Annotated in this window: 22 protein-coding genes and 1 tRNA gene; 14 read left to right on the top strand and 9 right to left on the bottom strand. The window is 71.3% G+C overall.

Translation table 11 applies throughout. From position 1 onward, the window contains the following. The first annotated feature begins 21 nt into the window (after nt 1–21). Nucleotides 22–1,059 carry a family 43 glycosylhydrolase gene (locus tag ACF1FZ_RS10005; protein ID WP_391772859.1) on the top strand — a complete coding sequence of 346 codons (1,038 nt, stop codon included), beginning with the start codon at nt 22–24 and terminating at the stop codon, nt 1,057–1,059. A gap of 116 nt (nt 1,060–1,175) precedes the next feature. Beyond that, nucleotides 1,176–3,728 carry an alpha-L-arabinofuranosidase C-terminal domain-containing protein gene (locus tag ACF1FZ_RS10000; RefSeq protein WP_391772858.1) on the top strand — a complete coding sequence of 851 codons (2,553 nt, stop codon included), beginning with the start codon at nt 1,176–1,178 and terminating at the stop codon, nt 3,726–3,728. Between the two features lie 45 nt (nt 3,729–3,773). Here the strand turns inward: ACF1FZ_RS10000 and ACF1FZ_RS09995 are convergent. Next, nucleotides 3,774–3,861 (bottom strand) — tRNA-Leu (locus ACF1FZ_RS09995). 190 nt (nt 3,862–4,051) lie between these two features. Here ACF1FZ_RS09995 and ACF1FZ_RS09990 point away from each other — a divergent pair. The 3 genes from ACF1FZ_RS09990 to ACF1FZ_RS09980 all read left to right on the top strand — a co-directional run bounded on the left by ACF1FZ_RS09990 (nt 4,052) and on the right by ACF1FZ_RS09980 (nt 6,654). Further along, nucleotides 4,052–5,386 (top strand): M20/M25/M40 family metallo-hydrolase, encoded by a 1,335-nt coding sequence (locus tag ACF1FZ_RS09990; RefSeq protein WP_391772857.1) that lies wholly within the window; start codon nt 4,052–4,054, stop codon nt 5,384–5,386. A 145-nt stretch (nt 5,387–5,531) separates the two neighbouring features. Next, nucleotides 5,532–5,765 carry a chaplin gene (locus tag ACF1FZ_RS09985; protein ID WP_391772856.1) on the top strand — a complete coding sequence of 78 codons (234 nt, stop codon included), beginning with the start codon at nt 5,532–5,534 and terminating at the stop codon, nt 5,763–5,765. Nucleotides 5,766–5,901: 136 nt separating this feature from the next. Continuing rightward, nucleotides 5,902–6,654: a chaplin gene (locus tag ACF1FZ_RS09980; RefSeq protein WP_391772855.1), complete on the top strand. Its 753-nt coding sequence runs from the start codon at nt 5,902–5,904 to the stop codon at nt 6,652–6,654. Between the two features lie 57 nt (nt 6,655–6,711). Here ACF1FZ_RS09980 and ACF1FZ_RS09975 read toward each other — a convergent pair whose 3' ends face one another. Further along, on the bottom strand, nt 6,712–6,900 hold the full coding sequence (locus ACF1FZ_RS09975) for a DUF5703 family protein (protein WP_053930948.1): 189 nt from the start codon (nt 6,898–6,900) through the stop codon (nt 6,712–6,714). Nucleotides 6,901–6,947: 47 nt separating this feature from the next. Here ACF1FZ_RS09975 and ACF1FZ_RS09970 point away from each other — a divergent pair, with 47 nt between their 5' ends. After that, the gene (locus tag ACF1FZ_RS09970) at nt 6,948–7,610 is read left to right on the top strand and encodes a hypothetical protein (protein ID WP_391772854.1); all 663 of its coding nucleotides are present in this window, start codon (nt 6,948–6,950) and stop codon (nt 7,608–7,610) included. Between the two features lie 81 nt (nt 7,611–7,691). Here the strand turns inward: ACF1FZ_RS09970 and ACF1FZ_RS09965 are convergent, their stop codons facing one another. After that, nucleotides 7,692–9,920: a helix-hairpin-helix domain-containing protein gene (locus ACF1FZ_RS09965; RefSeq protein WP_391772853.1), complete on the bottom strand. Its 2,229-nt coding sequence runs from the start codon at nt 9,918–9,920 to the stop codon at nt 7,692–7,694. Next, complete coding sequence (locus tag ACF1FZ_RS09960) at nt 9,917–10,900, bottom strand: aldo/keto reductase (protein ID WP_391772852.1); 984 nt, start codon at nt 10,898–10,900, stop codon at nt 9,917–9,919. Before ACF1FZ_RS09960 ends, ACF1FZ_RS09965 begins: the two co-directional genes overlap by 4 nt. A 141-nt stretch (nt 10,901–11,041) precedes the next feature. Here ACF1FZ_RS09960 and ACF1FZ_RS09955 point away from each other — a divergent pair, with 141 nt between their 5' ends. Both ACF1FZ_RS09955 and ACF1FZ_RS09950 read left to right on the top strand, forming a co-directional pair. After that, nucleotides 11,042–12,094: an LLM class F420-dependent oxidoreductase gene (locus ACF1FZ_RS09955; protein WP_391772851.1), complete on the top strand. Its 1,053-nt coding sequence runs from the start codon at nt 11,042–11,044 to the stop codon at nt 12,092–12,094. A gap of 238 nt (nt 12,095–12,332) precedes the next feature. Continuing rightward, the gene (locus tag ACF1FZ_RS09950; RefSeq protein ID WP_391772850.1) at nt 12,333–13,127 is read left to right on the top strand and encodes a ferritin-like domain-containing protein; all 795 of its coding nucleotides are present in this window, start codon (nt 12,333–12,335) and stop codon (nt 13,125–13,127) included. Between the two features lie 14 nt (nt 13,128–13,141). On the opposite strand, the gene corA is transcribed toward ACF1FZ_RS09950, so the two are convergent. After that, the gene (gene corA / locus ACF1FZ_RS09945; protein ID WP_391772849.1) at nt 13,142–14,137 is read right to left on the bottom strand and encodes a magnesium/cobalt transporter CorA; all 996 of its coding nucleotides are present in this window, start codon (nt 14,135–14,137) and stop codon (nt 13,142–13,144) included. A 44-nt stretch (nt 14,138–14,181) separates the two neighbouring features. Here corA and ACF1FZ_RS09940 point away from each other — a divergent pair, with 44 nt between their 5' ends. From ACF1FZ_RS09940 to mshC, 4 genes are all read left to right on the top strand, one after another. After that, nucleotides 14,182–14,892 (top strand): histidine phosphatase family protein, encoded by a 711-nt coding sequence (locus ACF1FZ_RS09940; RefSeq protein ID WP_391772848.1) that lies wholly within the window; start codon nt 14,182–14,184, stop codon nt 14,890–14,892. Nucleotides 14,893–14,997: 105 nt separating this feature from the next. Continuing rightward, nucleotides 14,998–15,588 (top strand): DUF3090 domain-containing protein, encoded by a 591-nt coding sequence (locus ACF1FZ_RS09935; protein WP_391772847.1) that lies wholly within the window; start codon nt 14,998–15,000, stop codon nt 15,586–15,588. Further along, complete coding sequence (locus ACF1FZ_RS09930; RefSeq protein ID WP_391772846.1) at nt 15,552–16,412, top strand: SCO1664 family protein; 861 nt, start codon at nt 15,552–15,554, stop codon at nt 16,410–16,412. The genes ACF1FZ_RS09935 and ACF1FZ_RS09930 overlap by 37 nt, the downstream gene beginning before the upstream one ends. 202 nt (nt 16,413–16,614) lie before the next feature. Beyond that, on the top strand, nt 16,615–17,844 hold the full coding sequence (mshC, locus tag ACF1FZ_RS09925; protein WP_391772845.1) for a cysteine--1-D-myo-inosityl 2-amino-2-deoxy-alpha-D-glucopyranoside ligase: 1,230 nt from the start codon (nt 16,615–16,617) through the stop codon (nt 17,842–17,844). A gap of 76 nt (nt 17,845–17,920) precedes the next feature. On the opposite strand, the gene ACF1FZ_RS09920 is transcribed toward mshC, so the two are convergent. Beyond that, entirely contained in the window at nt 17,921–18,958 is a 1,038-nt protein-coding gene (locus ACF1FZ_RS09920) for a PAC2 family protein (RefSeq protein WP_391772844.1), read from the bottom strand. Between the two features lie 229 nt (nt 18,959–19,187). Between ACF1FZ_RS09920 and ACF1FZ_RS09915 the strand changes: the two genes are divergently transcribed. Together ACF1FZ_RS09915 and ACF1FZ_RS09910 are read left to right on the top strand one after the other, a co-directional pair. After that, nucleotides 19,188–20,510: an L-fuconate dehydratase gene (locus ACF1FZ_RS09915; protein ID WP_391772843.1), complete on the top strand. Its 1,323-nt coding sequence runs from the start codon at nt 19,188–19,190 to the stop codon at nt 20,508–20,510. After that, on the top strand, nt 20,507–21,295 hold the full coding sequence (locus ACF1FZ_RS09910) for an SDR family NAD(P)-dependent oxidoreductase (protein ID WP_391772842.1): 789 nt from the start codon (nt 20,507–20,509) through the stop codon (nt 21,293–21,295). The genes ACF1FZ_RS09915 and ACF1FZ_RS09910 overlap by 4 nt, the downstream gene beginning before the upstream one ends. Here the strand turns inward: ACF1FZ_RS09910 and ACF1FZ_RS09905 are convergent. From ACF1FZ_RS09905 to glpK, 3 genes are all read right to left on the bottom strand, one after another. Continuing rightward, complete coding sequence (locus ACF1FZ_RS09905) at nt 21,284–21,955, bottom strand: FadR/GntR family transcriptional regulator (RefSeq protein ID WP_391772841.1); 672 nt, start codon at nt 21,953–21,955, stop codon at nt 21,284–21,286. The genes ACF1FZ_RS09910 and ACF1FZ_RS09905 overlap by 12 nt on opposite strands. Before the next feature lie 152 nt (nt 21,956–22,107). Next, nucleotides 22,108–23,718 carry an FAD-dependent oxidoreductase gene (locus ACF1FZ_RS09900; RefSeq protein ID WP_391772840.1) on the bottom strand — a complete coding sequence of 537 codons (1,611 nt, stop codon included), beginning with the start codon at nt 23,716–23,718 and terminating at the stop codon, nt 22,108–22,110. Between the two features lie 12 nt (nt 23,719–23,730). Continuing rightward, nucleotides 23,731–25,260 carry a glycerol kinase GlpK gene (glpK, locus tag ACF1FZ_RS09895; protein ID WP_391772839.1) on the bottom strand — a complete coding sequence of 510 codons (1,530 nt, stop codon included), beginning with the start codon at nt 25,258–25,260 and terminating at the stop codon, nt 23,731–23,733. Nucleotides 25,261–25,269 lie beyond the last annotated feature (9 nt).

Genomic DNA, 25,269 nt, shown 5'->3' with positions numbered 1-25,269 from the left:
CCCACGTGAAAGGCGATACCCATGAGCCGAGCCGAAGTTCCCAGCCGCAGGACCATGCTGACGGGAGCCCTGGCCGCAGGGGCCCTCACCGCCGCGCCCGGCATCGCCCATGCCGCGGAATCGCGGGCTCCGTACCGCAATCCGCTGGTCGAGCAGCGAGCCGATCCGCACATCACCCGGCACACCGACGGCCGCTACCACTTCACCGCCAGCGCCCCCGGGTACGACCGGATCGTCCTGCGCTCCTCCCGCACCCTGCGCGGTCTGAGCACCGCCGAGGAGGCGGTGATCTGGACCAGGCACACCACCGGGGACATGGCCGCCCACATCTGGGCCCCGGAACTCCACCACATCGGCGGCAAGTGGTACGTCTACTTCGCGGCGGCCCCGGCGGACGACATCTGGAACATCCGGATCTGGGTGCTGGAGAACGCGAACTCCGACCCCCACCGCGGTCCGTGGACCGAGAAGGGGCAGGTCACCACGGCCTGGGACACCTTCTCCCTCGACGCCCACACCTTCACCCACCGCGGCGACCGCTACCTCGCCTGGGCCCAGCACGAACCCGGCCTGGACAACAACACCGGGCTCTTCCTCTCGCGGATGGCCGACCCCTGGACACTGACCGGACCCCAGATCCGGCTCAGCACGCCCGAGTACGACTGGGAGTGCGTCGGCTTCAAGGTCAACGAGGGGGCCGCGGTCATCAAGCGCAACGGCCGCGTCTTCATGACGTACTCCGCGAGCGCGACGGACGCGAACTACTGCATGGGCCTGCTCACCGCCGACGCCCGCAGTGACCTGATGGACCCGGCGTCCTGGGCCAAGTCCCCGGAGCCCGTCTTCACCAGCAGTGAGGAGACGGGTCAGTACGGCCCCGGCCACAACTCGTTCACCGTCGCCGAGGACGGTCGCACGGACGTGCTGGTCTACCACGCCAGGCCCTACAAGGAGATCACCGGAGACCCGCTGCGCGACCCCAACCGGCACACCCGTGTCCAGCGGTTCGGCTGGCGTGCGGACGGCACCCCGGACTTCGGGATCCCCGTGCGCTCCTGAGGTCCTGTCCCGGCCGGTTCGGGCAGGGGTGTTGACCCGCTGCCGCGCCCTGCCTGTCCTGCGTTCGAACTTCCGACCAACATCCGACATGTCGAACAGTGATCTCTGGAGCATCCATGCCGCACCCGCACCTGTGGCCGAGACTCACCGTCCCGGTCATCGCCCTCCTGCTCGGCACGCTGGCGGCCGCCCCCACCCGCGCCGAGGACGGTCCGTCCGTGGCGGAGACGACCGACTACTCCCTCACCGTCCACCCCGAGCGCCCGGGCCCCGCCCTCAGCGACTCGATGTACGGAGTCTTCTACGAGGACATCAACCACGCTGCCGACGGCGGTCTGTACGCCGAACTCGTCCAGAACCGCTCCTTCGAGTACGACCGCGCCGACAACGCCGCCTACTCACCCATGACCGCCTGGACCACGGCCTCGGTGGCCGGCGGCACGGGACGCGCGGAGACCGTGGACGACGACCAGCGGCTCCACGAGCGCAACCGCCGCTACCTGCGCCTCGACCTCGACGGCACAGGGGACCGGGGAGCCGGCTTCGGAGTCACCAACTCCGGCTACAACCAGGGCCTGACCCTGCGCAAGGGTGAGCGCTACGACTTCTCCGTCTGGGCCCGCACCGACCGTCCCGCGGGAACCGTGCTGACCGTCGGAGCCACCACTGCGGACGGCACCGCGATCAGCGCACCCCGGCGCATCACGGTCCGCGGCGACCGCTGGACGAAGTACACCGGCGTCCTCACCGCCCATACCCCGGCGGCGGACGGCAGGCTCACCGTCACGGCGGGCGGCAGCGGAACCGTACGGCTCGACATGATCTCGCTCTTCCCCCGCGACACCTACAAGGGCCGGGCGAACGGTCTGCGCAAGGACCTCGCGGAGAAGACCGCCGCACTGGATCCGGGCTTCCTGCGCTTCCCCGGAGGCTGCATCGTCAACACCGGGAGCCATGAGGCCTACGAGGCGCCCGACTGGGAGCGGAAGCGCAGCTACCAGTGGAAGGACACCATCGGCCCGGTCGAGCAGCGCCCCGTCAACGCCAACTTCTGGGGCTACAACCAGACGTACGGCCTGGGGTACTACGAGTACTTCCAGTTCGCCGAGGACATCGGAGCCACGGCCCTCCCCGTCGTGCCCGCCCTCGTCACCGGCTGCGGCCAGAACAAGGCGACCGACGACCCCGCCCTGCTGCGACGCCACATCCAGGACACCCTCGACCTGATCGAGTTCGCCAACGGCCCGGCCGGCTCCACCTGGGGCGCGAAGCGCGCCGCGATGGGCCACCCCGCGCCGTTCGGCCTCACGCACCTGGCGGTCGGCAACGAGGAGAACCTGCCGGACGAGTTCTTCGCCCGCTTCACCGAGTTCCGCAAGGCCGTCGAGGCCCGGTACCCCGACATCACCGTGATCAGCAACTCGGGCCCCGACGACACGGGCACGACCTTCGACCGCGCCTGGCAGCTGAACCGGGACGCCGGCGTCGCCATGGTCGACGAGCACTACTACAACAGCCCGCAGTGGTTCCTGGAGAACAACGGACGCTACGACACCTACGACCGTCAGGGCCCGAAGGTGTTCCTCGGTGAGTACGCCTCACTCGACAACCGCTTCTCCAACGCCCTGGCCGAAGCGGCCTTCATGACGGGCCTGGAGCGGAACGCCGACGTCGTCGAGCTCGCCTCCTACGCCCCGCTCCTCGCCGACGCGAACGACGCGCAGTGGCGCCCGGACATGATCTGGTTCGACAACGAGAAGTCGTGGGGGTCGGCGAACTACGAGGTGCAGAAGCTCTTCATGAACAACACCGGTGACCGCGTCGTACCGAGCACCGCCTCCCCGACACCCGCCACCACCGCACCGATCACCGGCGCCGTCGGGCTGTCGACCTGGGCGACCGGCGCCGCGTACGACGATGTCCGGGTCACCGGGGCGGACGGCGCCGAGCTGCTGAGCGACGACTTCTCCGCCGGCGACGGGCAGTGGACGAGGGCGGCGGGCCGAGGAACCTGGGCCGTCGAGGACGGGGCGTACGTCCAGTCCGACGAAAGTGCCGAGAACACCCTGGTCACGGCGGGGGACACCGGCTGGCAGAACTACGACCTGCGGGTGAAGGCCACCAAGAAGGCCGGCAAGGAGGGCTTCCTCGTCGCCTTCGGGGTCAAGGACACCGGTAACACCTACTGGTGGAACCTCGGCGGCTGGGGCAACACCCGTTCCGCCGTGGAGAAGTCGGTGGACGGCGCCAAGCAGACGATGACCGAGGACGCCACCACGGTCGAGACGGGACGCGCCTACGACATCCACGTCCAGGTACGCGGCCGGCAGGTCACCCTCTTCCTCGACGGTGAGCAGTGGGGCGCTTTCACCGACGACAAGCCCGCCGAACCCTTCCGGCAGGTGGTCACCCGGGACGACGCCACCGGTGAGCTCGTCGTCAAGGTCGTGAACGCCCAGGCGTCGGACGCCAGGACCCGGATCGACCTCGGGGCGAGGCCGGCCTCACGCACCGCCCGGCTGACCACGATCCAGGCGGCCCCGGAGGCGGTGAACACCGCCGAGGACCGTCAGGTGGCGCCACGGAGATCGGCCCTGCGTATCGACGGGCGCCTGCTCACCCACACCTTCCCGGCGCACTCCGTGACCTTCCTGCGCATCAAGGAGTAATGCGGGAAAAGCGAAAACCCCCAGGATGACCTGGGGGTTTTCTGCTGGTGTCCGAGGGGGGACTTGAACCCCCACGCCCGATAAAGGGCACTAGCACCTCAAGCTAGCGCGTCTGCCATTCCGCCACCCGGACCGGGTGTGTCGCTCGGGCCCTGCCCGTTCCGACGTGGAAAACCATAGCAAACATTCAGGGGTGCTCGATCACGCCCCCGGTCCCCGGCCATGTGAAAGGAGCATGACGGGGCCCGGGCGGTCTTGGGTGCGCGGGGGCGGGCGCGCGAGGATGAGGGGGGAGCACCACCGCGTCAGTGGAAGGAAGCAGCGTGAGCGAGACCAACACGGCCCCGGCCGGCATCGGCGGGGCCGCCGAGAAAGAGGTCGTCGACCTCTGTCGTGACCTGATCCGGATCGACACCAGCAACTACGGCGACCACTCGGGCCCCGGGGAGCGGGCGGCCGCCGAGTACATCGCCGGGAAGCTCGCCGAGGTCGGGCTGGAGCCGAAGATCATCGAGTCCCACAAGGGCCGCGCTTCCACCGTGGCCCGGATCGAGGGCGAGGACCCCTCGAAGCCGGCGCTGCTGATCCACGGGCACACCGACGTCGTGCCGGCGAACGCGGCGGACTGGACCCACGACCCGTTCTCCGGCGAGATCGCGGACGGCTGTGTGTGGGGGCGCGGAGCGGTCGACATGAAGGACATGGACGCGATGACCCTCGCGGTCGTGCGCGACCGCATGCGCAGCGGCCGCAAGCCCCCGCGCGACATCGTGCTGGCCTTCCTGGCCGACGAGGAGGCGGGCGGCACGTACGGGGCGCGTCACCTCGTCGACCACCACCGGGACCTCTTCGACGGTGTCACCGAGGCGATCGGCGAGGTCGGCGGCTTCTCCTTCACCGTCAACGAGAACCTGCGCCTCTACCTGGTGGAGACCGCGCAGAAGGGCATGCACTGGATGCGGCTCACTGTGGACGGCACCGCCGGGCACGGCTCGATGACCAACACGGACAACGCGATCACCGAACTCTGTGAGGCCGTCGGCCGGCTGGGACGCCACACATGGCCGGTCAGGGTGACCAAGACCGTGCGGTCCTTCCTGGACGAGCTCTCCGACGCGCTCGGCACCCCGCTCGACCCGGAGGACATGGAGGCCACGCTCGCCAAGCTCGGCGGGATCGCGAAGATGGTCGGCGCCACCCTGCGCAACTCCGCCGCCCCCACCATGCTCGGTGCCGGTTACAAGGTGAACGTGATCCCCGGGCAGGCCACCGCGCATGTGGACGGACGCTTCCTGCCCGGCTACGAGAAAGAGTTCCTGGCCGACCTCGACAGGATCCTCGGCCCGCGGGTGAAGCGCGAGGACGTGCACGGGGACAAGGCCCTGGAGACCGACTTCGACGGCTCCCTCGTGGACGCGATGCAGCTTGCGCTCAAGGCCGAGGACCCGATCGCGCGCGCCGTGCCCTACATGCTCTCCGGCGGCACCGACGCGAAGTCCTTCGACGACCTGGGCATCCGGTGCTTCGGCTTCGCCCCGTTGAAGCTGCCGCCGGAGCTCGACTTCGCCGGCATGTTCCACGGTGTGGACGAGCGGGTTCCGGTGGAGGGGCTGACCTTCGGCGCCCGGGTGCTCGACCGGTTCATCGACCACTCCTGACCCGCCCGGCCGCCAGAATCGACAGCTTGTGCGTATCTCACCGGAATGGGTGAAAGAGATCTCCCGCTCGTAGCCTGCCCACTTCCTCCTCGTTACAGGTGATGCGGTCCGCGGCTGGGACCGCACTTGTCAATCAGGAGGAATAATGATCAAGAAGGTCGTCGCAATCGCGGCCGCTACCGGTGGTCTCGTGCTCGCGGGTGCGGGTATGGCTTCCGCCGACGCCGGTGCCCAGGGTGCCGCCATCGGCAGCCCCGGCGTGCTCTCGGGCAACGTTGTTCAGGCCCCGATCCACGTTCCGGTGAACGTGTGCGGCAACACGGTCAACGTGATCGGTCTGCTGAACCCCGCCTTCGGCAACACCTGCGTCAACGCGTGACGATGCGCGTCAACCCGTAAGGGTGTGAGTCCGGGCGGCCCCGGAGTGCGCGCCATGCACTCCGGGGCCGCTGGGCGTTCAGCCCCCGCGCGGCTGTGCCGGGGCATTTCAGTAGGCAGAAGACAGGAAACAACCTATGCGACAGGTCACACGTAAAGGCCTGATCACCATGGCGGCGGCGGGCGGAGTGCTCGCGCTCGGTGGCGGTTACGCGCACGCCGACGCGGGTGCGGCCGGCGCCGCGTCGAGTTCACCGGGAGTGCTCTCGGGGAACTCGATCCAGGTCCCGATCGACGTACCCGTCAACGTGTGCGGAAACTCCGTGGACGTCGGCGGTCTGCTCAACCCCACGAGCGGAAACGACTGCGGAAACGGATCTTCGGATTCCGGCCATGCGTACACCCCGGACGGTGGTTCCCCGTCCGGCCGCGACTCGGGGAGCCGGGCGTCCGGGCACGAGGACGTGCGCGACAGCGGGGCGGGCACCGGCAGGCACCGTGCTTCCGGCACCTCGGCACAGGCGGAGACCACCGGTTCCCCGGGAATCCTCTCCGGGAACCAGGTGCAGGTGCCGGTGGAGATCCCCCTGAACGTCTGCGGCAACAGCATCACCGTCGGTGGACTGCTCAACCCGGTCTTCGGCAACACCTGCGAGAACGACACGGAGACGGTCCCGCCCCCCGTCGTGCCGCAGACACCGCACACTCCGGAGAAGCCGGCCACGCCTGCCACGCCGGACGCGCCGCCGGCCCCCGAGACCCAGCTCGTGGCGGGAGAGCAGCTCGCGCACACCGGCGGCGGACTCGACCTGCTCGTCCCGGCGAGCGCGGGCCTGCTGTTCGCGGGTGCGGGCACGGTCCTGTACCGGCGTTCGCGCAGGGCCGCATAGCGGTTGCGCGACAACAGGGTGACGAGCGGGTTCCGTGCACACGGGGCCCGCTCCGCCCTACCAGGTGGGTCGTAGCTGGCGGATGATGCGGCGGCGCAGCCGCACCCGGCGGCTGCCGTCACGGCGCAGTGTCAGCCGGTCCAACTCCCAGTGTCCGTACTCGGCATGATCGGTCAGCAGGCGGGCCGCCTCCTTCCGGGAGACCCCGCGCGGCACGTACACGTCGATGAATTCGTATTCCGGCATCGCATCTATTGTGCGGGCAGAGGCCCGGTACGGATAGCGTCTGTCCCATGTCTGATGCTGCGCAGCCCACCGCTGCCGAGGTACGCGCCGCCGCCGATGCAGTCAAAACCGCGCTCGACCGCCACCTCCAGGCAGTCGAGCGCCGTACCGGGGACGACGACCCCGCTGTCTACGACGCGTTCAACGCACTGGCCGCCGCTGCCGAGGTCTACGACGAACTGCTCTACGACCGCTACGACGAGGTCACCCCCTTCGAGATCCCCGCTGCGGAGGACTCCCTCCCTCCTTACGCAGGTCCGGAGGAACCGCACGCCGTCAGCGTGCTGATCAGGCGCGACTACGCGGTGGCCGAGCCCGCACGGCTGCTCGCCCAGGCGCAGCGGCTCACCGACCTCGATCCGGACGGGCAGGCCGGGGGCGCCCTGCCGGCCGCCGGTGCCGGGGTGCACGCTGCTCTGGGCGTGGTGTTCGGTGAGTACGAGGCGGACGAGATCGCCTCCCGGCACCTGGAATTCGGGCTGGAGGAAGGGGACTCCACCCTCTGGGTCGCCGCCGTGGACGAACTTCCCGACCCGGGGGAGTGGCTCGGGGCGCCGTTCGACGAAGCGGACCCCGCTCTGGTGGTCTGCCGCTTCGACGTCAGCTCGGTCTTCGACGAGGAGGACGAGCCGGACGGGGACCCGGAGGGCACGCTCCCGGAACGTTCCTGAGCGCCGTCCGACGGCCCCGGTGCGCTGAGTACCGGGGCCGTCGGACGGCGGACGTGCTCCCGGCCGGACCGGGAGCCGGACCTACGAGGCGCCCGGCGTGGGCAGCGCCTCCAGCAGAGGGCGCAGCCGGGTCGTCCGCTCCTGGGCCGCGACCTCGGCCACCGCCCGCGGCAGGGCCTGATCTACGCCGTGCACCACGGACAGGTGCTGCTCGCCGCGGCTGAACGCCGTGTACACCCACGGCCTGCTGAGCGCCTGGGCGGCGTCCCCGGGCAGGACGACGACAGCTGCGGGCCAGCGCATCCCGGCCGCCTGGTGGGCGCTGAGCGCCCAGCCATGGCGTACGGAGGTCTCCACCCGGTCCGGTGGCACGACGACGGGTGTGCCCGCGCAGTCCAGGTGCAGCCCCTCGGCGTCGGCCGAGACGACCGAGCCGGGCACCGCCCTGCCGGGCGCGGGAACATGGACCACGCGGTCACCGGTGTCGAAGCCGCCGAACCGGCCCGGCCCGGGGTTGAGCCGCTGCTTGAGCGCCGCGTTCAGTGCGGTCGTGCCCGCCGGACCGCCGTGCCCGACCGTGATCACCTGGGTGTCGCCGGAGGCCACGCCGATGGCGCGCGGCACCGAATCGGCCACCAGCTGCACCGTGCGGTGGACGGCCTCACCCGCGTCGCGGACGGGCACGATCACCACTTCCCTGCCGGGCGCCTCGACCTGGGTGAGCTCACCGATGCCGACGCCGGAGACCAGCTCGCCGATCGGTCCGGGATCGGGCGTGCGCGAGACCACGTGCGGGCAGGCGCGCGCCGCGATCACGTCGGCGAACACCCGGCCCGCACCGGCCGAGCCGAGCACTCCCGGGTCGCCGCTCAGGATCAGCCGTGTCCCGTCGGCGAGGGACTCCACCAGCATCGCGGCCGTCTCCACGTCGAGCTGCGGGGCGTCCAGCACGACCAGCACGTCGAGGGCGAACGCGCCGTCCGCGTCCCGCCCCGGCCCGTCCTCACCGGAGAGCAGGGCGGAGAGCGTGACGGCGGCGTCCGGGGCACCGGCCGCCGCCGCCAGCCTGCGCTGCCCGTCCGCACTGTGGGTGGTGCCCAGGGCCCGCAGACCGAGGCCGTGCGCGGCGGCGATCAGGGCGGCGGGTTCGGCCCGGGCGGCCTCGCCGCCGCTGTGGGCCACCAGACCCGCGGTCGCGGCCGCCCGGATCAGCTCACCCGCCGAAGGGGACGGGGCGGCGGCAGCGGCCTCTGTCCAGTCGGCGCCCTTCTCGCAGGAATTGACCAGCCGGGCCAGGCCGTCCGCGAGGCTTTCCTCGGCCAGGGCGTAGCGGTCGAGGCCGAGCAGGACCCGCACGGGCTCCTCGTCACTCCGCGCCGCGTCCTCGGACGTCTCGTCACTTTCCTCCGTCCCCTCCGGTCCCGTGGCGTCGGCGCCGTCCTGGAACACCAGCACGACACCCTCGGCGACGGCGTGCTGGACGGCTTCCCCGGGATCGGCCACCGCGAATCCGGCCAGCGCCCTGCGCACCTCGCCGGCGTCCACCGCGGTGTGGCCCCGCAGTGCGGCCCGTTCCAGCAGCCAGCTCACCAGCGCCGCCGTACGCCGCTCGTCGTCGGGCCCGCACTCCCCGCCCAGCAGCGCCCGCGCGAAGCCGTCCGCCTGCTCGGGCCGTACACCCGGCACGGACAGCAGCCGCCACGGGTCCTCCCGGAGCACCTGCGCGGCCCCTTCGCCGAGCGTCGTGGCCGCCGGGTGTGCCAGGGCTTCGGGGGCCCCGCCCTGGGCGAGCACCGCTGCGACCGAGGCCGTGGACCCGGGTGACGCGGCCCGCGGAGCCGGCTGCCCGGCTGCCCGGGAGGGGCCGGCGGGCGTGACCGGAGCGGCAGGAGCTGCCCGGCGGGGCGCCGGCGCGGGCCGGTCGAAGAAGGAGGTGGCCGGTGTCTCGCCGCTCTCCACAGCGCGGACCGCCGCGAGCAGATCCGCCGCCGAGCCGCTCAGCTTCGTGCCGGCCACGATGGGCGCTTCCTTCTCGGCCTTGCGCTGCTCGATCCGCCGGCGCAGCTCGCGCTGCGCGGCCAGCTCCGCCTCGGCTTCCGACAGCGCGGGGGCAGCGGGCGCCTCAGAGGTCTGCTCCGGCTCCCGAACGCCCTGTGCGTCTCCTGTGCCGTCCTCCGCCCCCTCCACGCTCCCCGCGCCGCCCTCGTCGGGCGTGCCGGGTGCGTCGGAGGCCTGGCTGCCGGCGTCCTCGCCGGCCTCGTGGTCCTCGGCCGCGGGGTCCGGGGAATCTCCCCGGGGATGCGCAGTCACAGCGTGCTCCAGTCCTGGTCGGGATAGCGGTGCACGGGCGCCGACACGTCGTCGAGCGCCTGGCAGATCTCGTCAGGAAGACTAAGCGCCTCCACTGACAACGCTTCGGTCAGCTGCTGCGCGCTGCGCGCCCCGACGACCGGGGCCACCACTCCGGGCCGGTCCCGCACCCACGCGAGAGCGACCTGGAGGGGCGTCGTGGCGAGGCCGTCGGCGGCCGTGGCCACCGCGTCCACGATGCTGCTCGCCGCGTCGTCGAGGTACGGCTCGACGAACGGAGCCAGCTGCTCGGAGGCGCCACGGGAGCCGGAGGGCGTGCCCGTGCGGTACTTGCCGGTCAGGACCCCGCGGCCCAGCGGGGACGACGGCAGCAGCCCCACTCCGAGGTCCAGCGCCGCCGGCAGCACCTCCCGCTCGACCCCCCGTTGCAGCAGCGAGTACTCCATCTGCGTGCACGCCAGCCGGGTGCGCGTCCCGGGCGCGGCGAGCTGCCAGGTGGCGGCCTTGGCCAGCTGCCACCCGCTGAAGTTGGACACTCCGGCGTACCGGACGCGCCCCGAGGACACAGCGAGGTCCAGCGCCTGCAGGGTCTCGTCCAGCGGTGTGCCGGGATCGAAGGCGTGGATCTGCCACAGATCGACGTAGTCCGTCCCGAGCCGCCGCAGGGACGCGTCGAGAGCGGCGAGCAGATGCCCGCGCGACCCGTCGAAGCGGCGGTAGGGGTCGGGCACGGAGCCGGCCTTGGTCGAGATGACCAGATCCTGCCGTGGAACCAGGTTGCCCAGGAGGCGCCCCAGCAGGCGTTCGGCCTCACCGCCGGCGTAGACGTCGGCGGTGTCGACGAGGGTTCCGCCCATGTCCCAGAAGGCCTTGAGCTGGTCGGCGGCGTCGTGTTCGTCGGTGTCCCGGCCCCAGGTGAGGGTCCCCAGGCCGATCCGGGACACGCGAAGGCCGGTACGGCCGAGATGCCTCTGCTCCATGGGCGCTGAGATTACTGGCCAGGACCCCACAGGGTGGAAGCCTGTGGACAACCGCCGCCCCCGGGCGAGCCTGCCGGATTCCGGCGCCCCGCGCTAGAGTCCGGGCACAGGAACGTTACTGATCAGTAGAGGAGCGTGGGTATGCGGCTCGGCATCAATCTCGGTTACTGGGGTGCGGGAATGGACGGCGACAACCTCGCCGTCGCCCAGGAGGCCGACCGGCTCGGCTACGACGTCTGCTGGGCGGCCGAGGCGTACGGCTCCGACGTGCCGACGGTGCTGGCCTGGGTCGCGTCCCGGACCGAGTCCATCGACGTGGGCTCCGCCATCATGCAGATCCCGGCCCGCCAGCCCGCCATGACGGCCATGACCGCGGCCACCCTCGACTCGCTCTCCGGGGGCCGCTTCCGCCTCGGCCTCGGCGTCTCGGGACCGCAGGTCTCCGAGGGCTGGTACGGCGTCAAGTTCGACAAGCCGCTGGCCCGCACGCGTGAGTACGTCGAGATCGTGCGCCGGGCGATGTCCCGGGAGAGGCTGTCCTACGAGGGCGAGCACTGGACCCTGCCCCTGCCCGACGGCCCCGGCAAGCCCATCAAGCTGACCGTCCACCCGCAGCGCGAGCACATCCCGCTGTACATCGCCGCGATCGGTCCGAAGAACCTCGAGCAGACCGGTGAGATCGCCGACGGCGCCCTGCTGATCTTCCCGTCCGCCGACCACCTCGAGGAGACCGCGGTGCGGCACCTGCGGGCAGGGCGGGAGAAGGCCGGCAGGACCATGGAGGGCTTCGACGTCTGCCCGACCCTGCCGCTGGCGATCGGCGACGACATCAACGGCCTCGCCGACATGTTCCGGCCGTACACCGCGCTCTACGTGGGCGGCATGGGCAGCCGCAAGCAGAACTTCTACAACCAGCTCGCCCAGCGCATGGGCTACGAGAAGGAGGCCGCCGAGATCCAGGACAAGTACCTGGCCGGCGACAAGGCCGGTGCGGCGGCCGCCGTCCCGCACCGGCTCATCGACCAGACCACTCTGCTCGGCTCGGTGGACCGGATCGCGGACCGGATGCAGGCGTACGCGGCCGCGGGTGTCACGACGCTGACCCTCGCCCCGGCAGGCTTCACGCTCGACGAGCGGATCGCGGCCCTGCGCGCCGGCACCGAGGCCCTGGAACGCTCCGGCCTCGCCGCGTAGGCACGGGAGCAGCACCACGGCCGTGGCGGGGGACTCGGGGCCTTCCCCGCCACGGCCGTCGTACGGAACAACGCGCCGCACGGCTCCCGGGTCACGGCCCGTGCCCCACCAGGGACACCCCGGCAGGTCCAGGGCCGTACGGTGCCCGTTCGGCTCTGCCCGGCTCCGCTCGTGTTGCCTACCGGGGCGTACCGAATTTGACTGTGCTCTGCGTACACCGGTGCGGAAGGTGGCAGTGATGCTCTCGGCGAAGAGTCTGTTCCAGGAGATCCTCGACAACGACGAGTCGTTCCGGCTGTTCTGCTCGATCGCCGCCGGTGGGGAATCGCAGGGCGGCTGGGAGAACGGGCGCATCGCCGCACTCGTGCCTCCGGGACTGCCCGGCCTGGCACCCAAGGTGGCACGGCACGGCGCCGACGAGGACAAGCACGGCCGGATCTTCGACGCCCTGCTGAAGCAGCGCGGACTCCAGCCCGTCGCGGTGCCGTACGAGACCGACTACACCCTCCTGCTGGAGCGCCAGGGCATCGGCCTCGCCCACGACCGGCTCAGCCGTGACGAACCGCTCACCGAGCGGGACATCATCGTGTACCTCGCCCACAGCAGGGTCACCGAACAGCGGGCCTCCGAGCAGATGCGGCTCCTGCTCAGGCACTTCGCGGAGCACCCCGTCCTCGGCCGCGCCGTGAAGATGATCTCGCGGGACGAGGACAACCACCTCGCGTACTGCCACGAGGAACTCCTCCGCCTGGCCCGGGCCGGCCACGGCCGGACGATCCAGTCCGTCCTGCGGGAGTGCGCCCGGGCAGAGATCAGGGTGTACCGCGATGTCAGCCTCGCCGTGATGAGCCACATGGGAGTCGTGCTGCGCTGGTCCCGCGCCAAGGCCGCCGTACTGGCCGCGGGTGTCCACGCGGTGTACGCCTACGAGCGGACGGTGGGCTGGCGGCGCATGGTCAGCCTCGAACAGCCCGCCCCGGCCCTGCGCGACGCGCTGGGCGGACCGGCGGTGCCGGAGACCCGTTACGCCTGAGAAGGGCGGCCTCGCTACATCCAGCCGCGGCGCTTGAACAGGCGGTACAGCCCGGCGACCGCGACACCCATCAGCACGATCACCGCAGGATAGGTCCACACCCAGCCGAGCTCGGGCATGTGCTCGAAGTTCATGCCGTAGATCCCGGCCACCATGGTGGGCACGGCGGCCATGGCGGCCCACGCCGAGATCTTCCGCATGTCGTCGTTCTGCCGCACGCCCACCTGCGCCAGATGTGCCGACAGAATGTCCGAGAGCAGCCGGTCCAGCCCCTCCACGTGCTCGACGGCACGCGTCAGATGGTCGTTCACGTCCCGGAAGAACGGCTGCGACTCCGTGTCGACGAACGGCACGCCCGCGCTCGACAGCCGTGTCATCGGTGCGCTCAGCGGATTGGTCGCCCGGCGGAATTCGAGCACCTGCCGTTTGAAGGTGTAGATGCTCGCGGCGGTGTTCGTGGTGTCCCTGGATCCGGTCGGGGCGAACACCTGGGCCTCCAGCTCCTCCAGGTCGACCTGGAGCTCCGCCGCGACCTCGATGTAGTGGTCCACCACCGCGTCACTGACCGCGTAGAGCACCGACGTGGGTCCGTGCCTGAGGACCTCGGGCTCGGCCTCGAGCCGGCGCCGCACCGCGGCGAGGGGCGCGCCCTCGCCGTGCCGCACCGTCACCACGAAGGAGTCACCTATGAACAGCATCAGCTCGCCGGCGCTCACGGTGTCGCTCTCCGGCTCGTAGACCACCGGCTTGATGACGACGAACAGTGAGTCGTCGTAGATCTCCAGCTTGGGGCGCTGGTGGGCGCGCAGGGCGTCCTCCACCGCCAGCGGGTGCAGGGAGAACTCGCTCGTGACGAGGTCGAACTCCTTCTCCGTCGGCTCGTGCAGCCCGATCCAGACGAAGGCGTCCCCGGCGGCCCGCGCCTCGTCGAGGGCATCGGAGAGGTCGGCGGGGCCTTCGGTCCGGCGCCCGTCCCGGTAAATTCCGCAGTCGACGATCACCCCGCGCATTCTTCCCTGCCGCGAAGGCTTCACGCACCTCTACGCTGACAGGTATGCCCACGCTCATCCTCGTACGCCACGGACGCTCGACCGCCAACACCTCCGGAGTGCTCGCCGGCCGGACCCCCGGCGTCTCCCTCGACGAACGCGGTGCCGGACAGGCCGCCGCGCTGCCGGGCCGGCTGTCCGCCCTCACCCTGGCCGCGGCGGTCAGCAGCCCGCTGCAGCGCTGCCGCGAGACGCTCCAGCCGCTGCTCGACGCCCGCCCGCACCTCCCGCTGCACATCGAGGACCGGATCAGTGAATGCGACTACGGCGACTGGTCGGGGCGCAAACTCGCCGAACTCTCCGACGAACCGCTGATGAAGGTGGTCCAGCAGCACCCCTCGGCCGCCGCCTTCCCCGGTGGTGAGTCCATGCGGGCCATGCAGGCGCGGGCCGTCGAGGCGGTGCGGGACTGGAACGCCCGTATCGAGGCGGACCACGGTGAGGACGCCGCGTATGTGATGTGCTCGCACGGCGACATCATCAAGGCCCTCGTCGCCGACGCGCTCGGGATGCACCTCGACCTCTTCCAGCGCATCCAGGCCGATCCGTGTTCCGTCACCGCGATCCGTTACACCCGGCTCCGTCCCTTCCTTCTCCGCCTCGGCGACACAGGTGACCTCGCGTCCCTCGCCCCGCGCGAACAGGCCATCGGCGCCGACGCGGCGGGGGACACGGCGACGGATGCGGCCGTCGGGGGCGGCGCTGGGGCACCGTGATCGCTCCGCGCAGTAGGGTGGACGCGCCGTAGAGGCCTTGCGGGACATCCCGCGGGGCCCCGGGGCCGCCCCCATCCGCCATCACATTCTCAAGGGAGACAGGACGTGTCCCGTCAGGTGTTCCTCTACGACCCACCGGACCGTTTCGTGGCCGGTACGGTCGGGCTGCCTGGACGCCGTACGTTTTTCCTGCAGGCATCCTCGCGGGGACGGGTCACGAGCGTGGCCCTGGAGAAGGCCCAGGTCTCCGCACTGGCCGAACGGATCGACGAGCTCCTCGACGAGGTCGTCCGGCGGACCGGCGGCAACTCACCGGTGCCCGCCGTGGCCCCCATGGACGTCACCGACACCGCGCCGCTGGACGCCCCCGTCGAGGAGGAGTTCAGGGTCGGCACGATGGCACTCGCCTGGGACGGCGAGGAGCAGCGCATGATCATCGAGGCGCAGGCTCTCGTCGAACTGGACGCCGACTCCGAGGACGACCTCGCGGAGGCCGAGGAAAGGCTTCTGCAGGACGAGGAGAACGGTCCTCCGATGCTGCGTGTCCGGCTGAGCGGAGCTCAGGCGCGGGCGTTCGCCAAACGCGCGCTGGACGTCGTGAACGCGGGCCGCCCGCCCTGCCCGCTGTGCAGCCTCCCTCTCGACCCGGAAGGACACGTATGCCCGCGCCAGAACGGATACCGTCGCGGGGCCTGACGGAGGCCGGGCTGCGCGCCCTGCTCGCGGAGGGGGAACTCACGGTCCTCGGCCGGGTCCGGGGCGCGTCGAACGCCGTGCTCCACTGCACGGTCGCGTACGAGGGCGAGGAACGCACCTGCGTCTACAAGCCGGTCGCCGGTGAGCAGCCGCTGTGGGACTTCCCCGACGGCACCCTGGCCCAGCGCGAGGTCGCGGCGTACGAGGTCTCCGAGGCCACCGGCTGGGGGCTCGTGCCGCCCACGGTGCTGCGGGACGGCCCCTACGGCGAGGGGATGTGCCAGCTGTGGATCGAGACGGAGCGGGACGGCGCCGACGGTGACCGGCCCGCCGGCGGACTGCCGCCCCTGCTCGCTCTCGTCGAGGACGAGGAGCCGGGGGACGGCTGGAAGGCCGTGGGCCTCGCCGAGGTGGGGGAGGGGAGGACAGCCCTGCTCGTGCACGCCGACGACCCCCGGCTGCGCAGGCTCGCGGTCCTGGACGCGGTGATCAACAACGGTGACCGCAAGGGCGGTCACCTGCTGTCCGCACCGGGCGGACGGCTGTACGGCATCGACCACGGCGTCACCTTCAACGCGGACGACAAGCTGCGGACGCTCCTCTGGGGGTGGGCGGGTGAGCCGCTGCCGGCGGAGGCCACCGAGGTGCTCGACCGGCTGTCCGCCGGCCTGGAACCGGGCGAGGTGCTCGCCACCCGGTTGGGGGAACTGATCACCGCGGCGGAGACCGAGGCCCTGCGCGGCCGGGTGGAGAGTCTCCGCAAGTCCGGCCGGCACCCACAGCCGAGCGGTGCATGGCCACCGATCCCGTGGCCGCCGGTGTGACGTTCAGGGCCTGCCGGCCGTGAACCGAACCTGTCCGGCGGCCGGGACGCCCCTGGCCGCAGGCCCCGGCCGGGGTCCGGGACCTGCCTGCCCCGGCCGGGGAGGGGCGGGGGGAACACCTCCCCGGCCGAAAGACCGCCCTTTCGGCCACGATCTGCTATCCGGTTCGTATCCGGAAGCATCGTCCGGTTACGCTCATGACATGCATGCCTGGCCCGCTTCTGAGGTCCCCGCCCTGCCTGGCAAGGGCCGCGACCTTCGGATCCACGACACCGCGACCGGCGGACGGATCACCCTTGACCCCGGTCCCGTCGCCCGCATATACGTCTGCGGCATCACGCCGTACGACGCGACCCACATGGGTCATGCGGCGACCTACAACGCGTTCGACCTCGTCCAGCGCGTGTGGCTCGACACCAAGCGGCAGGTCCACTACGTCCAGAACGTGACCGACGTGGATGACCCGCTGCTGGAGCGGGCCGTGCGCGACGGCGAGGACTGGACCGAGCTCGCGGAGCGCGAGACGGCCCTCTTCCGCGAGGACATGACCGCCCTGCGCATGCTCCCCCCGAAGCACTACATCGGGGCGGTCGAGGCGATACCCGGCATCGTCCCGCTCGTGGAACGCCTGCGCGACGCGGGCGCGGCCTACGAACTCGACGGTGACGTGTACTTCTCCGTCGAGTGCGACCCGCACTTCGGGGAGGTCTCGGGCCTCGACGCCGAGGCCATGCGGCTGCTCTCCGCCGAGCGCGGTGGCGACCCGGAGCGCCCCGGCAAGAAGAACCCGCTCGACCCGATGCTCTGGATGGCCGCCCGTGAGGGCGAGCCGAGCTGGGACGGTGGCACCCTCGGCCATGGCAGGCCCGGCTGGCACATCGAGTGCGTCGCCATCGCGCTGGACCACCTCGGCATGGGCTTCGACGTCCAGGGGGGCGGCTCCGACCTCGCCTTCCCGCACCACGAGATGGGCGCCTCGCACGCTCAGGCGCTGACGGGCGAACATCCCTTCGCCCGCGCCTACGTGCACGCCGGCATGGTCGCCCTGAACGGCGAGAAGATGTCCAAGTCCAAGGGCAACCTCGTCTTCGTGTCGGCATTGCGGCGGGACGACGTGGACCCCGCCGCGATCAGGCTCGCCCTGCTCGCGCACCACTACCGGTCCGACTGGGAGTGGACCGACCAGGTGCTCGCCGACGCCGTCGAACGCCTTGCCCGGTGGCGTGCCGCGGTCTCCCGGCCCGACGGGCTCTCCGCCGACGCTCTGGTCGAGGAGGTCCGGGAGGCGCTGGCCGACGACCTGGACGCCCCGGCCGCACTCGCAGCCGTGGACCGCTGGGCCGCGCGGCAGAGCTCCGGCGGCGGCACGGACGAGGGCGCGCCCGGCCTCGTTTCGCGCACCGTCGACGCCCTGCTGGGCGTCGCGCTGTAACCCGCACCCGCGGACACCACCGGACGGCCCCGGACCTCGACGAGGTCCGGGGCCGTTCCACGCCGGAGGCGAGAAGTCAGTCGTCCGAGGCGTCCTCGTCCGGCCCGGCGGGCGGCTTGTCCTCGGGTGCCGGGTCCCCGTCGGCGTCCTTCGGCCGGCCCTTCTCCGGACGCTGCGGCTTCGGCGGCCTCGTGCGCCCGCTGGACGTGTCCCGGAGATAGGGCACGTCACCGCTCTCGGTGGCATGACCGCCCGGTGCCTGCCCCGGGCCGCCGCCGTCCCTGCGCCGCAGGTACCGCTCGAACTCCCGGGCGATGGCCTCCCCGGACGCCTCGGGCAGCTCGGCGGTGTCCCGCGCCTCCTCCAGCGTCTGCACGTACTCCGCGACCTCGCTGTCCTCGGCGGCCAGCTGATCGACCCCGAGCTGCCAGGCGCGGGCGTCCTCGGGCAGCTCACCCAACGGGATCCGCAGTCCGAGCAGATCCTCGAGCCGGTTCAGGAGGGCCAGCGTCGCCTTCGGGTTCGGCGGCTGCGACACGTAGTGCGGCACCGCCGCCCACAGGCTCACCGCGGGCACCCCCGCGTGCGCGCAGGCCTCCTGGAGGATGCCCACGATGCCCGTCGGCCCCTCGTACCGGGTCTCCTCCAGGTCCATGGTTCTCGCCAGGTCCGGATCCGAGGTGACCCCGCTGACGGGCACGGGCCTGGTGTGCGGGGTGTCACCGAGCAGGGCTCCCAGGATGACGACCATCTCGACGCCCAGCTCATGGGCGAAGCCCAGGATCTCGTTGCAGTACGAACGCCAGCGCATGGAGGGTTCGATGCCACGGATCAGCACCAGGTCACGGGGCTTCTCGCCACCCACCCGGACCACGGAGAGCCGTGTGGTGGGCCAGGTGATCTTCCGTGTCCCACCGTCCAGCCACACCGTGGGCCGGTTGACCTGGAAGTCGTAGTAGTCCTCGGCGTCGAGCGCCGCGAAGACCTCGCCCTTCCACTCCCGGTCCAGATGTGCCACCGCTGTGGAGGCGGCGTCACCGGCGTCGTTCCAGCCCTCGAACGCGGCCACCATGACCGGGTCGACCAGCTCGGGTACCCCCTCGAGCTCGATCACCCAGGCCTCCTTCCGAAGTTCCCTTGTTTACGGACCAACCTTACGGCTTCCGCCCTGTGGGGCAGCAGCTTGTTTGCGCGGAGCGGTGAAGCATGCCACTGCCCGATTCATCCGAGCTGTTCCGATCGGAACTGATCGAAATTCGCCCTCGCCCTGGACTGGGAGCCTCATGAGGGGTTATACATCGGATGACCAATGAGAGATCCGATGTTCTTGCCTGGGGGCGCACATGAGTCTGACCGTCGTGGATTTCGAGGTCGGCGACATCCGGTTCCCCACCTCGGAAGAGCTGGACGGCTCCGACGCCATGAACCCCGACCCCGACTACTCCGCCGCCTACGTGGTGCTGCGTACGGACGGGGCCGGCGAGGAGGGACACGGCTTCTGCTTCACCATCGGGCGTGGCAACGATGTCATGGCCGCGGCCATCGAGACGCTCCGGCCCTACGTGGCGGGCCGTCCCGCTCCGCGCACCGCCGCGGACCTCGCCGCCCTGTACCGCGCGCTCACGCATGACTCCCAGCTGCGCTGGCTGGGCCCCGAGAAGGGCGTGATGCACATGGCGGCCGGAGCGGTCGTCAACGCGGCCTGGGACCTCGCGGCGCGACTGGCGGGGAAGCCCGTCTGGCGGTTCCTCGCGGAGATGACCCCGGAAGAGCTCGTCTCCCTCGTCGACTTCCGCTACCTCACGGACGCCCTCACCCCGCAGGACGCGCTCGGCATCCTCCGCGCCGCGGAGCCCGGACGCGCCGGACGCGCCGAGAGGCTCCTCGCCGAGGGCTATCCCGCATACACGACCTCGCCGGGCTGGCTGGGCTACGACGACGACAAGCTCGTGCGCCTGGCCGGGGAAGCCGTGGCCGACGGCTTCACCCAGATCAAGCTGAAGGTCGGCGCCGATCTGGACGACGACATCCGCAGGCTCGCGCTGGCCCGCCGGGCCGTGGGCCCCGGCATCCGGATCGCCGTCGACGCCAACCAGCGCTGGGACGTGGCCGAGGCGGTGCGGTGGATGAACGCGCTCGCCCCGTACGACCCGTACTGGATCGAGGAGCCGACCAGCCCCGACGACGTGCTCGGGCACGCCGCGGTGCGCGCCGGCCAGCCGGTCAAGGTCGCCACCGGCGAACACATCGCCAACCGGGTCGTGTTCAAACAGCTGCTCCAGGCCGGAGCGGTCGACTTCGTCCAGATCGACGCCGCACGCGTCGCAGGAGTGAACGAGAACCTCGCGGTCCTGCTGCTCGCCGCCAAGTACGGCGTCCCGGTCTGCCCGCACGCCGGGGGCGTGGGACTGTGCGAGCTGGTCCAGCACCTCTCGATGTTCGACTACGTCGCCGTCTCCGGCAGCTGGGAGGACCGCGTCATCGAGTACGTCGACCATCTCCACGAGCACTTCGCCGACCCGGCCGTCATCAAGGACGGCCGTTACGTCGCCCCCCGCGGACCGGGTTTCTCGGCCCGGATGCTCCCTGGCTCGATAGCCGGACACCGCTACCCGCAGGGCCCTGTCTGGCAGGCCCGCCGCACCCCCGAGGAGACCGGCCGATGACCCTCACGCAGGATTTCGAAGGACTGTCCGCCCTCGTGACGGGCGGCGCATCCGGCATCGGGGCCGCCGTGGCCACCCTGCTGCTCGCCCGCGGGGCACGCGTCGCGGTGCTCGACCTCGACCCCGGGGGCGCTCCCGGGGGGACACTCGCTCTCCAGGCCGACGTGACGGACGACGCCGCCGTGCGGAACGCGGTCGACCGGGCCGCCGCGGAGCTCGGCGGACTCCACACCCTGGTGTCCAACGCGGGAACCGGCTCGATCGGCACCGTCGAGGACAACACCGACGCGGAATGGGCGCGCGTACTGGACATCAATGTGCTCGGCATGGTCCGCTCCGCCCGCCACGCGCTGCCCCATCTGCGCCGCGCCGCCGCCGGGCGGCCCGGGGCCGTGTCGGTCACCCACACCTGTTCCGTCGCCGCGACCGCCGGGCTGCCGCAGCGCGCGCTCTACAGTGCGAGCAAGGGAGCCGTGCTCTCCCTGACCCTCGCGATGGCCGCCGACCACGTCCGCGAGGGGATCAGGGTCAACTGCGTCAATCCGGGAACCGTGGACACCCCCTGGATCGGCCGGCTGCTCGGGCAGGCCGACGACCCGGCCGCGGAGCGCGCCGCACTCGAGGCCCGTCAGCCACTGGGGCGGCTGGTGTCCGCCGACGAGGTGGCCGCCGCGGTCGTCCACCTGGCGAGCCCGGCCGCCGCGTCCGTCACCGGCACCGCGCTCGCCGTCGACGGCGGGATGCAGGGCCTGCGTCTGCGCCCCGCCGCGTCCTCACAGGGTTGAACGCAGCCACTGCTCCACGCTCGCCACGTGCACCGTCGCCCAGGACCGGGCCGCCTCCGCGTCCCGGTCCCGCAGCGCGGCAAGGATCGCGTGGTGCTCGTGCAGCGTACGGCTGACCGCGTCCTGCTGGGTCAGCCCGCGCCACACCCGGGCCCGGGTGGTCGGGCCGGACAGACCGTCGAGCAGGGAGCACAGCACGGAATTGCCCGAGGCCTGGACGATGCCGCGGTGGAATTCCAGATCGCCGGCTACCAGGGCCTCCACCGAGGGATCGGGGCCCAGTGCGTCCAACTGGGCGCTCAGCGAATCCAGTTGTTCCTCCCCGATGCGCAGAGCCGCCATCGCCGTGGCCGCCGGCTCCAGGATCCGCCGGACCGCGAGGAACTCCAGCACCGTGTCGTCGCGGTGGAAGTCCACCACGAAGCTGAGCGCCTCCAGGAGCAGCTGCGGGTCCAGACTGGTGACATAGGTGCCGTCGCCCTGACGGACGTCGAGGATCCGGATCAGCGACAGAGCGCGCACCGCCTCACGCAGCGAGTTCCGTGACAGGCCCAGCTCGGCCGCGAGTTCGCTCTCCTTGGGAAGCCGGTCTCCCGGGGCCAGGGCACCCGAGACGATCATCCCCTTGATCTTCTCGATCGCTTCGTCGGTGACGGCCATGCAGGGCCTCCTCGCGCACAAGACATCCGATGTATCCCGTCATTATGCGGTCATGGCGGGAGGGGGAGGCCCACCGGCCCGTGAAGGGAGCGCACAGGGGCAGGGGGCGGCCTCCGACCCGGAGACCGCCCCCTGCCCCTGTGTGCCCGCCGTCAGCGCCGGTCGGCCAGCATGTCCTCGACCCCTGCCCGGATGTCGTCCGTCGCCAGGCCACGGATCGTCAGCGTCGTCCGGCGGCGCAGCACGTCGTCCGCCGTCTCCGCCCACTCGCGGTCGCGGGCGTACGCCACCTGCGCCCAGATCTCGGGGGCGTCGGGGTGGATGCGCTCGGCCAGCGCCGGGTTCTCGTCCGCCATCCGCGCGATCTCGAAGGAGAGCGAGCCGTAGTGGGTGGCGAGGTGCCGGGCCGTGTCGGCGGGCATCCGCGGCCCCGGCGTACCGCTGTCGACCAGCAGCCGGTGCGCGACCGCGTTCGGGTTGGCGATACCGGGCAGCGGCATCTTCCTCGGCAGCCGTGCCATCGGTTCCATGTCCTCGGCCAGGGGACGCCCGGGCAGCTCGGCCAGCTTGTTCATCACCGTGCGGCCGATGTGGCGGAACGTCGTCCACTTGCCGCCCGCGACCGACAGCATCCCGCCCCTGCCCTCGGTCACGACCGTCTCGCGCTTGGCCTTGGACGTGTCGCCCGGGCCGCCGGGGAGCACCCGCAGCCCCGCGAAGGAGTACGTGATCAGATCGCGGGAGAGCTGCTGGTCCCGGACGGAGAACGCCGCCTCGTCCAGGATCTGGGCCGTGTCCTTCTCGGTGACCGCCACATCGGCCGGGTCGCCCTCGTACTCCTCGTCGGTCGTACCGAGCAGCAGCATGTCCTCCCACGGCAGGGCGAACGTGATGCGGTACTTGTCGATCGGGGTCGCCAGCGCGGCCTTCCACGGGCGGGTGCGCTTGAGGACCAGGTGCGCACCCTTGGACAGGCGTATGGAGGGCGCCGCGCCCGGGTCCTCCAGCTTCCGCAGGTGGTCGACCCACGGCCCGGTGGCGTTGAGCACCAGCCGTGCGTCGATGCCGAACTCCGTGCCGTCCTGACGGTCCTTCAGCTCGGCGCCGGTCACCCGGCCCCTGGTGAAGCGCAGCCCGGTGACGGCCGCGTGGTTGAGGACCTCGGCGCCGGCGTCGGCCGCCGCACGGACGGTCATCAGCGCCATCCGGGCGTCGTTCATCTGGTCGTCGCCGTAGACGGCGACGGCCTTCAGGTTGTCCGTGCGCAGCTCCGGCACGTCACGCTGGGCGCGGGCCGGGCTGATCACGTGGCCGACACCGTCGCCGAAGGCGGACAGCGCCGAGTAGGCGAAGACACCCGCGCCGAGCTTCGCGGCGCCGTGCGGGCCGCCCTTGTAGACCGGCAGGTAGAAGGTGAGCGGGTTGGCCAGGTGCGGGGCGACCTGGCGCGAGACGGCGCGCCGCTCGAAGTGGTTCTCCGCGACCAGCTTCACCGCGCCGGTCTGCAGGTAGCGCAGACCGCCGTGGAGCAGCTTGGACGAGGCGGACGAGGTGGCGCCGGCGAAGTCGCCGGCGTCCACCAGGGCCACCCGCAGTCCGGACTGCGCCGCATGCCAGGCGGTGGAGATGCCCAGGATGCCGCCGCCGATCACCAGGAGGTCGTACGTCGCCTTGGAAAGCCGCTCCCGGGTCTCGGCGCGGCTCGGGAGGGAGCCGGAGGCCGGATGCGTCCCGAGGGCGGGGACGCTCTGCAGGGTGGTCATGTCGTTTGCTCCTCAGCTCTCTTCGTCCTCGATCCAGCCCATGGTCCGTTCGACGGCCTTGAGCCAGCTCTTGTACTCGCGGTCACGTGTGGCCGCGTCCATGCGGGGTGTCCACTCGGCGGCCCGGCGCCAGTTGGCGCGCAGCGCGTCGGTGTCCGGCCAGAAGCCGACGGCGAGACCGGCGGCGTAGGCGGCGCCGAGGCAGGTGGTCTCGGCGACCATGGGGCGCACCACGGGTGCGTCCAGGAAGTCGGAGAGGGTCTGCATCAGCAGGTTGTTGGAGGTCATCCCGCCGTCGACCTTGAGCGCGGTCAGTTCGACGCCGGAGTCCTTGGTCATGGCGTCGCTGATCTCGCGGGTCTGCCACGCGGTGGCCTCGAGCACGGCACGGGCGATGTGCGCCTTGGTGACGTAGCGGGTGAGACCGGCGATGACGCCGCGGGCGTCGGGACGCCAGTACGGCGCGAACAGGCCGGAGAACGCGGGCACGAAGTACGCGCCGCCGTTGTCCTCGACGGACGAGGCGAGCGTCTCGATCTCGGCCGCGGACTTGATCAGGCCCATCTGGTCACGCATCCACTGCACCAGCGAACCGGTGACGGCGATGGAACCCTCGAGGGCGTACACCGGCTTCTCGTCGCCGATCCGGTACCCGACGGTCGTCAGCAACCCGTTGTACGAGTTCACCGGGGTGTGACCGGTGTTCATCAGCATGAAGGTGCCGGTGCCGTACGTGGACTTGGCCTCGCCCTGGGCGAAACAGGTCTGGCCGAACAGTGCGGCCTGCTGATCGCCGAGCGCGGAGGCCACCGGGACACCGTCGAGGACGCCGCCCTTGGCGGTGCCGTAGACCTCGGCGGAGGACCGGATCTCCGGCAGGACGGCGGACGGGATCTCCATCGACTGGACGATCTTGTCGTCCCACTGCATCTTGTGCAGGTTCATCAGGAGGGTGCGCGAGGCGTTGGTGACGTCGGTGACGTGGACGCCGCCGTCGGTGCCGCCGGTCAGGTTCCAGATGACCCAGGAGTCCATGGTCCCGAAGAGGATGTCGCCCCGTTCGGCGCGCTCGCGCAGTCCTTCGACGTTGTCGAGCAGCCAGCGGACCTTCGGGCCGGCGAAGTACGAGGCGAGCGGCAGTCCCGTCTCGCGGCGGAAGCGGTCCTGGCCGACGTTGCGGCCGAGCTCCTTGCAGAGCGCGTCCGTGCGGGTGTCCTGCCAGACGAGGGCGTTGTACACCGGCTCACCGGTGTGCCTGTCCCAGAGCAGAGTGGTCTCGCGCTGGTTGGTGATGCCGATCGCCTTGACGTCGGCGGAGGTGATGCCCGCCTTGACGATCGCCCCGGCGACGACTTCCTGGACGTTCTCCCAGATCTCCTTCGCGTCGTGCTCGACCCAGCCGGGCTTGGGGAAGATCTGCTCGTGCTCCTTCTGGTCGACGGAGACGATCCGGCCGTCCTTGTCGAAGACGATGCAGCGGCTGGACGTGGTGCCCTGGTCGATGGCCGCGATGAACGGTCCGGTGGTGTGTGCGTCGGTCACGGTTGGCTC

The sequence above is a fragment of the Streptomyces sp. NPDC014623 genome (genome assembly GCF_043088245.1).
In the GTDB taxonomy this organism is placed as follows: domain Bacteria; phylum Actinomycetota; class Actinomycetes; order Streptomycetales; family Streptomycetaceae; genus Streptomyces.
Note: the sequence above shows the minus strand (reverse complement) of the source record. Positions and strands in the feature narration are given on the sequence as shown.